Raw genomic sequence first — 13,124 nt, 5'->3', positions numbered from 1 at the left:
AGGGACAGAAGGCGATCGCGAGCGCGCAAGTGTTTCAGAAGCCAGAAAGACCGCGCTCGCGATCGCAGCGCTGGGGACGCTTTATCTGGGGAGCCTCCAGGATATTTCGGAGGAGGGCCCTGATCGTAGGGCCAAAGGTCGAGACCTTTGGTGGACTTTCGTCCACATTCGCGGAGAACTCACGCGATGCGTCGGCCCACTATACCGTGCCGCGGCTCACGCGATGGGCAGGCGGGCGGAGACCAGCCAGTGTCCGTCGACTTCACCCGCACTGAACTCTCCACTCGCGCCGATCACCCGCTCCGCCATCCGACCGAGGCCGGTGCGGCTGGAGGACAGTTCGCGTCGGGGCGTGGTCGGGAGAGGACTGCGCAGCGTGAGCGCTGCCGCGTCGTCGTCGATGTCGAGACTGATGAGCACCTCTCCGGGTCCGGCGTACTTCAGGATGTTCGTGGCGGACTCGCGCACGATGCGCGCGAGCACGATCTCGGCTGCGCGCGGGATGCGCTCGTCCCGAAGGTCGCCTTCGAGGCGCACGGGGTGACCGGCGGATTCGAACTCCTGCCGGGCCTCGTCGATCGCGTCGGCGAGGTCACCCGTCTGCATCTCGGCGGAGCGCGGTCCGTCATCCGCGAGTTCGATCACGAATCGGAGATCCGCCATCGCCTTTCTCGCGGCGACGCGGATCGCCTCTCGTGAATCGTTGCTGGTGGAGGGGTCCTCGAGCATCTGCACGTGCAGCGCCACCACGGTGAGGTGGTGGGCGATGCTGTCATGCAGCTCGCCGGCGATCCATCGTCGCTCGGCGAGAACGGCTTGTCGCTCCTGCTCCGCGCTCTCTTCGAGCGCGATTTCGAGGCGACGTCCGCGGGCGAAGGCAATCCTCAGAGCGAAGCCGACAGCGCCTGCCACGGCCGCGAAGATGAGGAACAGCCCCACACTGAAGTCGGCTTCCGCGCCCGCGTTGGCGACGAGCGCCGCGGCGACGAGGAATGCACCGGTATAGGAGAGGACCAGAGACGTCCACCCCAGCCTCATGACCAGCCCTGCCGCGACAGCGGCAGCGGTCAGGACCAGAGCTTCGGTTCCGACGAGGAAAGAGAGTGCGAACACGACGCCAAGGGCGCCTGTCGCGATAAGGGGATTCCAGAGATAGAGGGCGAAACTGGCCGTCGACGCGATGCTCACCAGGAGACCGAACGGGTTCCCACCCGGGTTCGTGATGAGAGCGATGATGTCGAGGGCGACAGTGATGGAGATGATGACCAGGATGACGATCTGCTCAACTCTGCTGAGCTTCTCTCCCCGACCTAGCCGAAGAGCATCCGTGGATCCTCGAACGGACTGGTCGAAGGCCATGGTTCACTATCTCCTATCCGCCAGGTACTCTAGCGGTAGAGACCAAAGAACTTACCAACCTGCTGCCAGAAAGGCATAACGCTCACCCCCGATTCCTAGTCGTTTGTCGATGTCTGTACCCATCTTCTCGGCGCAGCGCGGTGAGCACATCTGACTTGCAGCTAGACCTTTTTGGCCAAAGGTCTACATACGAGCAGGCCCCAGCCCGCGCCGTTAGGCTTCCCTCATGCCTGACATCCGCGTCCTGATCGTCGACGATGACCCCCTGGTCCGCTCGGCGCTCTCGCACTTCGTCTCTCGCGACCCCGAGATCAAGGTGATCGGACAGGCGGAGGACGGCGTGGAGGCCATCGCGACGGTGGAACGCGAGCAGCCGGATGTCGTCATGATGGATGTGCAGATGCCGGAGATGAACGGCATCGAGGCGACCGGCGCCATCGTCGAGCGGTGGCCCCACGTGCGGGTTCTCGCCGTGACCACGCTCGACGGACGAGACACGGTGCTGCCGATGCTGAGTGCCGGCGCTTCCGGGTATCTGCTCAAGGACTCCAGTGCCGAGGAGATCGTGATCGGCGTGCGCGACGTGTTCAGCGGTCAGAGCTCCCTCTCGCCGCGCATCGCGTCGATGCTGATCAAGCACGTGCGCGACTCCGAACCACTCACGGGGGATGCGACGGACCTCGAGCCGCTCACCGACCGCGAGTCCGAGGTGCTCCAGTGCCTGGCGAAGGGCATGTCCAACGCCGAGATCGCCCGGGCTCTCATCGTCTCCGAGGGCACGGTCAAGGCGCACCTCGGACGGATGATGTCGAAGTGGCACCTGCGCGACCGCGTGCAGATCCTCGTGGCCGCAGCGCACGCCGGGCTCGTCAACTTCCGCTGACGAACTCTCGGGTCGCTCTGCTCACACGGCGAGCAGCACGATCCCGAGGACCACGACCAGCGATGCCGCGATGCGCCACCACGGTCGCGACTCCCGCAGCACCACCACGCCGAACAGGCTGACGAGCACCACGCTGACCTCGCGCAGAGGCGCGACGAGGGCGACGGGCGCGATCTGTATGGCGGTCAGCACGAGGATGTACGACAGCGGCGACAGGATGCCGAACACGAGGATCCGCCGCCAGTGCAGGCGACCGAGCGCCCACACGGCATCCCACCGCCGACGCACCGCGAACGAGTAGAACGGCACCTGCAGCAGAGTGGTGCCGACCATGAACGCGACCGGGGAGAGATTCCAGGTGCGCACCGCGTGCGCGTCCCAGATCGTGTAGATCGCGATCGCGACACCGGTGAGCAGCCCGAACAGCAAGCCGGGGTCGATCCGACGGGTCTGCGCTCCCATCCCCCGATCGACGAGACCGATCGCCACGACGCCGACGATGATCGCGGCGACGCCCACGAGCGCGACGGCCGAGGGCCGCTCGCCCAGCAGCAGCACGGCGACGATCACCGACAGGAACGGTCCGGTGCCGCGCGCGGTCGCGTACACGGTGGACAGGTTCCCCTCGCGGTAGCCGCGTTGCAGCACCACCATGTAGCCGACGTGCAGCGTCGCGGAGACGCCGACGCCGAGCGCGAACGAGCCGAGATCCTCGGCGCCGAGCCCGCCCGTGAACGGCACGGCGCCGATCCACACGAGCGTGCTACTGACGGCGCCCCACCACAGGAAGGGGAAGCCCGCGCGGCTCACGCCGTGCGCGATGACATTCCAAGCCGCGTGGGCGATGGCGGCGCCGAAGACGAGGACGAACGCGAGAGGGGACATGACGAGACCCTTCCGTTCGACGCGGGCGCGACGAACAGGGTCCTCCGGGCTTTTGTCCTGTCAGATGACGGCTCTCCTGCGGAGGAGAACCGTGGCGCCGCTCGGACCAGTCGGGCGCGAACCCCGGAACCCTAGGCGCTATCGCGGTACACCATAGTCGATCGTCGCGAACGGGAGATGAACAGGACGAGAGCACCGGCGATCAGCAGGGCGAGAGCCCAGCCGAGCACCGTGATCACGCCGCCCGTCACCGCGAGCGCGGTCACATCGACGGAGACCGTCGCCGCGGCCGTGACCACGACCGCACCGGCGGCCCCGCTCACCGTGGCGACGTTCACCACCGTGCCCGCGGCGGCGTCCGCCGCGGTGAGGGTGTACCGGACCGGCCCGCACTCGGCCGTCTCACCGGGAGCGAGGTCGGGGATCGCGCACGAGACCGGGCCGCCGAGCAGCGGGTCGTCGATCGCGACCCCGGTGAGGGTCTGCGCACCGGTGTTGCTCACCGTGAATCGGAATGCCACCGTGTCCCCCGCGTCGATCCTGTTGTTGCCGTTCGCGTCGACGTAATCGCCTCCGGTCTTGGCCAGGGCGATCGCGGGCTGACTCTCGAGCGGGGTCGTGATCGTGGACTCCTCCGTCACGGGATCGCCCCCGCCGGTGGCGGTCACGGTCGCGGTGTTCACGATCTCGCCGGCGTCGATCTCGACCTGGGTGAGAACCGCCGGATCGCCGGAGCAGATCGCCGCCTGTCCCGGAGCCAGCGTGGTGGTGTCGCACGTGACGGGTCCGCGGAGACGCGGGTCGTCGACGGTGACGCCGGTGAGTGTCGTCGTCCCCGTGTTCGTCACGGTGAAGGTGTAGGCGATCGTGTCGCCGGCATCCGTCCTTCCCGAGCCGTTGGCGTCAACGGCTGCGGCAGCCGACTTCAGCAGCGTGAGTCGGTCCGTTCCGGTCACGACGACATCGGCCTCGGCGGAATCCTCGGCGTCGCCCGCCGCCGACTGGGCCTGGACGGATGCCACGTTGTGCACCGTCCCTGCGTCGATGTCACCCTGCACGAGCGTGTACGGAACCGGACCGCACGTCGCCTCGGTCTGCGGGCTCAGCTCGAGACCGTCGAACGACGGGCAGTCGACGACTCCGCCGAGCAGCGGGTCATCGAGCACGATGTCGCGAAGGATCGTCGTCCCGGTGTTGCGGATCGTGAAGGTGTACCCGACCGTGTCACCGGCGCCGACCATTCCGTCGCCGTTCACGTCGTCGATCGCGCCGGGGGTCTTCGTGAGGTCGATCCCACTCGTGCCGTCGACGGTCACGTCGACAGACGAGCTGTCATCGACCGGGCCGAGGGGGCTGGTGGCGCCTGCTGTCGCCGTGTTGCTGACGAGCCCGTTCTCGATGTCGTCCTGCGTGAGCGTGTAGACGACAGGTCCGCAGTTCGCAGTCGCACCCGGCGCCAATGCCAGGCCGTCCAGGGCCGGGCAGTCGATGGCCCCGCCGAGCAGCGGGTCGTCGATCGCGATGTCCTGCAGCGTCGTCGTCCCGGCGTTCCGCACGACGAAGTTGTACGCGAGCGTGTCGCCCGCCCCCACCGCACCGTCGCCGTCCACATCGGTCACCGTCCCCACGGACTTCTGCACCTCGATGCCCGCCGAGCTGTCGATGTCGACCACGATGCCCGCCCTGTCGTCGACGGTGGCACCCCGCGGCGCATCCGCCTCCACCGAGGCCTCGTTGCGGACCAGACCACCGTCCACATCGGCCTGCGTCAGCGTGTAGACGATCGGGTCGCACGTCACCGTGTCACCAGGCTCGAGATCCACCCCATCGAGCGCCGCACAATCCACGACCCCACCGAGCATCGGGTCCGTGATCTCCGCATCCGTGAGGGTCGTCGTCCCGGTGTTCGTCACCGCGAACGTGTATGTGACCGTATCGCCCGCACCGACCGCCCCATCACCATCGACATCCACGACCGCACCCGCCACCTTGCGGAGGTTGATGCTGTTCGTGCCGGGGACCAGGACATCGGCCTCAGCCTCGTCGTCCACGACTCCGGCAGCAGAGCCGGCGGTGACGGATGCCTCGTTGTGCACACTGCCCGCATCGGCGTCGGCCTGGGTCAGCGTGTACACGACCGGGCCGCACGTCACCGACGCGCCAGGCGCCAGCGTGAGAGCGTCCAGAGCCGCGCAGTCGACTTCGCCGCCGAGGAGCGGATCGTCGATCACGACGTCTTGCAGCACGACCGTGCCGGTGTTGCGGACCGTGAAGGTGTAGCCGACCGTGTCGCCCGCGCCCACCCGGCCGTCGGCGACGGTATCGATGATCGCGCCGGGGACCTTCGTCAGAGCGATCCCTGCGGTACCGACCACATCGAGGTCTGCGGTTGCCTCGTCATCCAGCTCGCCGGCGACGCTGTCAGCTGTCGCGGTGGCGGTGTTGCGGACGATTCCGCTTTCGATGTCGGCCTGCGTCAGCGTGTAGACGATCGGACCGCAGTCCGCCGCGTCGCGCGGTGCCAGCTCGAGACCGTCGAGAGCGGGGCAATCGAGAGGACCACCCAGGAGCGGATCATCGATCACGATGTCTCGCACGAGCACCGTTCCGGTGTTCTGCACCGTGAACGAGTACGGGACCGTGTCGCCCGCGCCCACCCGGCCATCGGCGACCGTGTCCACCACGGATGCCGCGGTCTTCGTCAGAGTGATCTCGCCGGCACCCACGACGTCGACCTCTGCCGACGCCTCGTCCTCGGCCTCACCGAGGACGCTGTCCGCCGACGCGGAAGCCGTGTTCCGCACGATCCCCGCCTCGACGTCGGCCTGCGTCAACGTGTAGACGATCGGACCGCAGTCCGCCTCGTCGCCCGGCGCCAGATCGAGACCGTCGAGATCGGGGCAATCGAGCACGCCGCCGAGCAGAGGATCATCGATCACGATGTCGCGCAAGACCACCGTGCCGGTGTTGTGCACCGTGAACGAGAACGCGACCGTGTCACCCGCGCCGACCCGACCGTCGGCGACAGCGTCGACCACGGTACCGGGCGTCTTCGTCAGAGCGATGTCGCTGACCCCGATGACGTCCACCTCCGCGGTCGCCTCGTCGTCGACGGCACCGCGCACACTGTCGGCGGCGACCGCGGCAATGTTGCGCACGACGCCGTCCTCGACATCCGCCTGGGTCAGCACGTAGTCGATCGGACCGCACTCGACCTCGGCGCCCGGCGCGAGTTCGAGCCCGTCCAGGGCCGGGCAGTCGAGTGCACCGCCGAGCAAGGGGTCGTCGAGCACGATGTCGCGCAGGAGCGTCGTCCCCGTATTCCGCACCGTGAACGTGAACCCGACCGTGTCTCCGGCGCCGTTCCGGCCATCGGCGACGGTGTCGACCACGGCTCCGGGCGTCTTGATCAGTTCGATCCCGCTCGTGCCGTCGACGGTGGCATCGACCGTCGAGCTGTCATCGACCGGACCGAGAGGACTGGTGGCGCCTGCCGTCGCGCTGTTGCTGACGACGCCGTTCTCGATGTCGTCCTGCGTGAGCGTGTAGACCACAGGACCGCAGTTCGCGGTCGAACCCGGCGCGAGCGCCACACCGTCCAAGGCCGGGCAGTCGATGACCCCGCCGAGCAGCGGATCATCGATCACGATGTCCTGCAGCGTCGTCGTCCCGGCGTTGCGCACGACGAAGTTGTACGCGAGCGTGTCACCCGCACCGACCGCGCCATCGCCATCCCCGTCCGTGACGGTTCCCGCAGACTTCCGCACCTCGATACCCGCCGACGCGTCGATGTCGACCACGATCCCGGCCGTGTCGTCGACGGTCGCACCCCGCGGCGCATCCGCCTCCACCGAGGCCTCGTTGCGGACCAGACCGCCATCCACATCCGCCTGCGTCAACGTGTACTCGATCGGGTCGCACGTCACCGTGTCACCCGGCTCGAGATCCACCCCATCCAACGCCGCACAATCGACCACACCACCCAGCATCGGGTCGGTGATCTCCGCATCCGTCAGCGTCGTGGTTCCCGTGTTCGTCACCGCGAACGTGTACGCGACCGTGTCGCCCTCACCCACGACCCCGTCACCGTCGACGTCGACGGCCGCTCCCGCAGCCTTGTCGAGAGCGATGCTGTTCACGCCCGGCACCACGACGTCGAGCTCGGCCTCGTCATCGGCATCGCCGACCACCGAGTCGGCCACGACGGCCGCCTCGTTGTGCACGGTTCCCGCGTCGACATCCGCCTGGGTGAGCGTGTACACGACCGGACCGCACGTCACCGACGCACCAGGCGCCAGAGCGAGACCGTCCAGCGCGGGGCAGTCGATGGCACCGCCCAACAGCGGGTCGTCGATCGCGAAGTCACGAAGGACCACGGTCCCGGTGTTCTGCACGGTGAAGGAATAGGCGACCGTGTCACCTGCGCCCACCCGACCGTCGGCGACCGTGTCGACCACGGAGCCGGCCGTCTTGGTCAGCGCGACCGCGCTCACGCCGACGACGTCGACCTCGGTCGACGCGGCGTCATCCACGCCGCCGAGAACACTGACGGCCGACACCGAAGCCGAGTTGCGGGCGACGCCCGCCTCGACATCCGCCTGTGTCAGCGTGTAGGTGATCGGACCGCAGTCCACCGACGCTCCCGGCGCCAATGCGACGCCGTCCAGCGCGGGGCAGTCGACGGCGCCGCCGAGCAGCGGATCATCGACCACGACATCCTGCAGGACCACCGTTCCCGAGTTCAGCACCGTGAACGAGTAGGCGATCGTGTCGCCCGCACCCACCCGACCGTCGGCGACGGTGTCGACCACTGCACCGGCCGACTTCGTCAGCGAGATCCCAGCGGTGCCGGCGAACTCCACGTCGGCAGTGTCCGCGTCGTCGACGCCACCGAGAACGCTGTCCGCCGTCACCGTCGCGGCATTGCGCACGGCACCGGCTTCGACATCGGCCTGCGTCAACGTGTAGACGATCGGGCCGCACTCGACGTCATCTCCCGGCGCGAGCTCCAGACCGTCCAGATCAGGGCAGTCGACGGGACCTCCCAGGAGCGGGTCATCGATCACGATGTCGCGCAGCACCGTCGTGCCGGTGTTGGTCACCGTGAACGTGTACCCGATCGTGTCGCCGACGCCCACTGCACCGTCGGCCACCGTATCGATCACCGGGCTCGGCGCCTTGTCGAGAGAGACCCCGCTGGTACCGGCGACAGGCTCCTCGGCGGAGGCCTCATCGTCCACCTCGCCGATCACGCTGTCTGCCATCACCGACGCCGTGTTGCGGACCACGCCCGCCTCGACATCCGCCTGCGTCAGCGTGTAGACGATCGGACCGCAGTCGGCCTCTTCTCCCGGCGCCAACACGAGACCGTCCAGCGACGGGCAGTCGACAGCGCCGCCGAGCAGCGGATCATCGATCGCGATGTCACGCAGCACGGTCGTGCCGGTGTTGCGGACGGTGAACGCATACGCGACCGTGTCGCCGGCGCCGATCCTGCCGTCGTCATCCGCATCGACCGGAGCGGCCGGCGTCTTCGTCAGTTCCACGGCGCTCGTGGCGTCGATGATCACCTCGGCGGAGGCGTCGTCGCTGAGCGTCCCCAACGGACTGGTCGCATCGACGGTCGCGGTGTTGCGCACGACTTCGTTCTCGATGTCGTCCTGCGTGAGCGTGTAGGTGAACGGCCCGCAGTCCGCGACAGCCCCGGGGGCCAACGAACCGAGATCGCACAGCGCGTCATCGTCGAGCAGCGGGTCCGAGACGGACACATCGGTCAGGGTCGTCGTGCCGGTGTTGCGCACCGTGAACGAGTAGTCGACGGTGTCGCCGACACCCACCAGACCGTCGCCATCCGCGTCCTGCACGGCACCGGCGTTCTTGACCAGCTCGAGTCCGGCGGTGCGATCGATGTCGGCGGATGCTGCGGCCGAATCGGTCACGCTCCCGACGGGAGCGTCTGCCGTCACCGACGCCGTATTGCGCACGACTCCTCCGTCGATGTCGCCCTGCGTCAGCGTGTACGGCACAGGTGCGCACGACACGGACTCACCCGGTGCCAGCTCGACGCCGGCGAGAGCGGTGCACACCACCGCGCCTCCGAGCATCGGGTCGGAGATCTGCGCGGCGGTCAGCGTCGTCGTCCCGGTGTTCGTGACCGTGAAGGTGTATGTGATCGTGTCACCGGCCTCGACCTGGCCGCTGCCGTCGGTATCGGTGACGGTGCTCGGCGACTTGGTGAGAGCGATGCCGTTGACGGCCGGGATCGTCACGTTCGCCGAGGCATCGTCGGAGGCGACGCCGCGGGCGGACTGCGCCACCACGGATGCCTCGTTGCGGATGGTTCCCCGGTCGATGTCGGCTTGAGTGAGGCTGTACGCGACAGGCGCACAGGCGACTTCGGCGCCGGGCGCGAGCGGCGCCGAGAAGGCGGCGCATTCGACCGTACCGTCGAGCAGCGGATCGGTGATCGCCGCCCCCGTGAGAGTGACACTCCCCGTGTTCCGGATCGTGAAGCCGTAGGCGACCGTGTCGCCGACGCCGATCCGGCCGTCGCCGTCGGCATCGACGGGAGCGGACACCGACTTCACGAGCTCCACCCGAGGCGTCCCCGCAACGGGGACGGTCACGGTCGAGGAGTTGTCCGAGGGGTCGGGATCGGCCGTCGCGGACGAGACCGTCGCGGTGTTGGACAGATCCGCCTGTGCGATCGCCGGGTCGACGGTTCCCGTCACGGTCGCGGTGAAGGTGCCCCCGGCAGCCAGAGTGGCCACGGAGCAGCCGAGGACCCCGCCGGCGATCGTGCAACCGACTGTAGATGTCGTCGGACCGCGCAGTCCGGCCGGAAGCGCATCCGAGATCTGCACAGCGGAGGCCGTGCTCGGACCGTCGTTGGTGACCACGAGCGTGTACGTGATCGGCCCATTCAGCGGGGCCGGATTCGCCGACGCGGTCTTGACGATCCGGAGATCCGCGGAGGGCGCGGCCACGATCGTCGACGTGCCGGTGTTGTTCGAGGGGGTCGGATCCGGCGTCTGCGACGACGCGGTCACCGAGTTGGTCAGAGTGCCCTCGGCGACGACATCCGTGGTCACGGTGAGCGTGGCGGAAGCGCCGGGCATCAGGGTGCCGACCGTCCAGATGGCGTCACCGGTCGACCATGTGCCCACCGATGGCACAGCGGAGACGATGATGAGCCCGGGCGGAACCGCCTCTGCGACCACGACGCCGGATGCTGCCGACGGTCCGTTGTTCTGCACGGTCACCAGGAAGATCGCCTGTCCGCCGCGCAACGGGTTCGACGTCGACGAGGTCTTGACGACGGCGATGTCGGCGCTGGGGACGAGAGGTCGATCCACCGTGGAGGTGTTGTTCGAGGGGTCGGGATCGGGGGTCGCGGATTCGACGGTTGCGGTGTTGCTCGCCGTGCCCGTCACGCCGGCCGCCCAGGTCCCTGAGACCGTGATGGTGGCCTCGTCGTCGGGTGCGAGATCGCCGACATTGCAGGTCACTGCGCCTGCGGCGAAGCTGCAATCACCGTCGGTCGCGCCGAACACGAACCCTGCCGGGAGCACATCCGTCAGGGTCACGCCGCGCGCCGTCGACGGGCCGTCGTTGCGCACGTCGATCGTGTAGGTGAAGGCACCGCCGGGAACCGGGTCTGCGGACACCGTCTTCTGCACGCTCACATCAGCGCTCTGCACGACCTCGATGTCGACCGAGTCGGAGTTGTTGTCCGTGTTCGGATCCTCGGCGGGTGAGGCCACGGATGCGGTGTTGACCAGCGCACCCTCCGGGGCGTCGGCGTCGACGACGGTGTGCACGACGACGTTCGACGGGCCACCAACCGGGAACGAAGCCCAGGTGCATCGGATCGCCGTGCCGGTGGATGTGCAGTCGGCTCCGGCCGGGGCGTCGACCCCGGTGACCGTGAACCCGCTCGGCACGGTGTCGTCCAGGGCGACGTTGACCGCGTCGGCCGTTCCGAGGTTGCGCACCGCCAGGGTGAACTCGACCGGGTCGCCCGCGGCGACCTCGGTGGTGGACGACGTCTTCTCGACGGCGAGGTCGGCGACGATCTCGGGCTGGAAGCTCGTGGAGTCGACGTTGTCGGTCGGGTCGGGATCACTCGTGCTGGAGGTGACGCTGGCCGAGTTCTGCACGACGGCGGTCGCACCGGACGCGACCTGCACGACGACGGTCGTCACGACAGTGGCACCGGGGGCGAGGGTGCCGAGCGCACAGTCCAGCACACCCCCGACGAGGGCACACGCGCCCTGCTCCGAGTTCGCGCTGAGGAACACGGAGCCGGGGTCGATCGGGTCGGTGAGCCTGACGTCGCGAGCCTCGGAGGGTCCGGCGTTCTGCGTGGTCAGCGTGTAGGTCACGTCCTGACCGGCCACAGGTGTCTCGGGGCTGAACGTCTTCTCGATCGACACGTCGGCCACCGTGGTCACCGTTCCCGTGGCCGTCGCGGTGTTGTTCGAGAGGACATGGTCGGCGTTCGAGCCCGCGACCGAAGCCGTGTTCGTGAGTGCGGAGCCCGGGTCGAGAGCGGGCGACAGGGCGCCGGTCACCGTGATCGACGCGCTGGCTCCGACGGTGAGATCCTGCAGGACACAGCTGATCGTCGTGCCGACCGTGCAGGACCCGCTCGTCGGGGTCGCCACGACGTTCGACAGGCCCGCCGGTACGGCATCCGTCACCGTCACACCGGTGGCCGTCTGCGGGCCGTTGTTGGTCACGCCGATCGTGAACGTCGCCGGCAGGCCCGCGACGAGCGGCGCCGTGTCCAGAGTCTTCGTGATCGCGAGATCGGCGGCGGCGGCGACGGGCGTCAGCGTCTGCTGGCTCGTCGAGGTGCGGTCCTGATTCACGACCGCGTCGCGGAAGGCGACCTGCGCCTCGTTGAGGATCGTCGTCGTCGCAGCCGAGACGTTCACTGTGGCGTCGAAGGTGTACGTGGTGCTCGCGCCGACGGCGATCGAGCCACCGGCTGCGGCTGTTCCACCGTCGCCCAGGCGCATGCGGACCGTGCGGCTGCCGGTCACGTACTCGCCGCGGTCATCGCCCGTGGCATCCGTCGCCGCGCCGGTTCCCGCACCGGCGACGATCTTGAGCGAGCCGGGAACGAAATCGAGGCCGGGCGCGAGAACGTCCGTGGAGACGGACTGGAGGGCGGGGTTTCCGCCGTCGTTCCGCGTGGTCACCGTGTAGCGGAGCACATCGCCGACCTGGGCGGAAGTGCCGCCTCGGGTGAGGTTGGTCGCCGTCTTCGTCGTGACCAGGCACGGCCCGGTGCCGAAGGTGATGTCGTCGAGGAAGTTCCCGACGGAGGCGTTGCCTCCGGCGGAGCTGACCGCCTCGAAGCCGAAGCGGGTGGTCGTCTGACCTGCCGGCACGACGTAGGTTCCGGTGTGCGCACCCCATGCGGAGGTGCCGTCGGAGAGGTTGGGGCCGTTCTGCGCGAGGGTGCCGCCCGGTGCACCGATCACGACGCGCATCACGTCGGTGCCGCTGCGTCCTCGGTGTTTGAGCGACCAGGCGAGGGTCTGCCCCGGAGTCGTCGCGACGTCCTGATACAGCATGCTCGCCGAGTTCGCGTTGAGCTCGACGAACTGGCGGCCCGCGGCGGCGGGAACTCCCTGGAAGCCGGTGCTCCAGAACTCGATCTGGTTCTGGCTGTCGTTGGTGAACCAGCCGGGGACGGAGTTCTCCGCGAGCAGGCGGAACGCGGCGTTCGGGATCACCGGAGCCTCGAACCCGCCGTTCTGCAGCGCCACGCTGCCCTGGCAGCTGGTCGGATTCTGCGCCGCGATCGCCGACGTGGGCGCGACCGTCTGGACGACGACGGTCAGGCCGGCGGCGACCAGCAGAGCGGACGTCGCCTGCGCGACGAAACGACGGATACGCGACTTCGCGTGTGTGAGCACGACGCCCCTGTTTCTCCCCAGAGGGTTTCCCCCGCCGCTCGATTCGACAGCCCTCTTGAGGGGAGAGT

Annotated in this window: 4 protein-coding genes; 1 reads left to right on the top strand and 3 read right to left on the bottom strand. The window is 68.5% G+C overall.

Annotation, left to right across the window (positions count from 1 at the left end; translation table 11 throughout):
* Positions 1 to 216: 216 nt before the first annotated feature.
* Positions 217 to 1,359, bottom strand: coding sequence for a histidine kinase (locus ABS642_RS19100; RefSeq protein ID WP_350351380.1), 1,143 nt, complete (start codon positions 1,357 to 1,359; stop codon positions 217 to 219).
* Positions 1,360 to 1,585: 226 nt separating this feature from the next.
* Between ABS642_RS19100 and ABS642_RS19095 the strand changes: the two genes are divergently transcribed.
* Positions 1,586 to 2,242 (top strand): response regulator transcription factor, encoded by a 657-nt coding sequence (locus ABS642_RS19095; RefSeq protein WP_350351379.1) that lies wholly within the window; start codon positions 1,586 to 1,588, stop codon positions 2,240 to 2,242.
* Between the two features lie 21 nt (positions 2,243 to 2,263).
* On the opposite strand, the gene ABS642_RS19090 is transcribed toward ABS642_RS19095, so the two are convergent.
* The gene (locus tag ABS642_RS19090) at positions 2,264 to 3,127 is read right to left on the bottom strand and encodes an EamA family transporter (RefSeq protein WP_350351378.1); all 864 of its coding nucleotides are present in this window, start codon (positions 3,125 to 3,127) and stop codon (positions 2,264 to 2,266) included.
* 131 nt (positions 3,128 to 3,258) lie between these two features.
* Positions 3,259 to 13,056: a hypothetical protein gene (locus ABS642_RS19085; RefSeq protein WP_350351377.1), complete on the bottom strand. Its 9,798-nt coding sequence runs from the start codon at positions 13,054 to 13,056 to the stop codon at positions 3,259 to 3,261.
* Between the last annotated feature and the right edge of the window lie 68 nt (positions 13,057 to 13,124).

The sequence above is a fragment of the Microbacterium sp. A8/3-1 genome (assembly GCF_040267695.1).
In the GTDB taxonomy this organism is placed as follows: domain Bacteria; phylum Actinomycetota; class Actinomycetes; order Actinomycetales; family Microbacteriaceae; genus Microbacterium; species Microbacterium luteolum.
This window is presented reverse-complemented; position numbering and strand designations above follow the sequence as displayed.

Bases quoted from the DNA above. Each gene is read 5' to 3' on its own strand.
- ABS642_RS19090 (WP_350351378.1), bottom strand. From the start codon at position 3,127: ATGTCCCCTCTCGCGTTCGTCCTCGTCTTCGGCGCCGCCATCGCCCAC.
- ABS642_RS19100 (WP_350351380.1), bottom strand. From the start codon at position 1,359: ATGGCCTTCGACCAGTCCGTTCGAGGATCCACGGATGCTCTTCGGCTA.
- ABS642_RS19095 (WP_350351379.1), top strand. From the start codon at position 1,586: ATGCCTGACATCCGCGTCCTGATCGTCGACGATGACCCCCTGGTCCGC.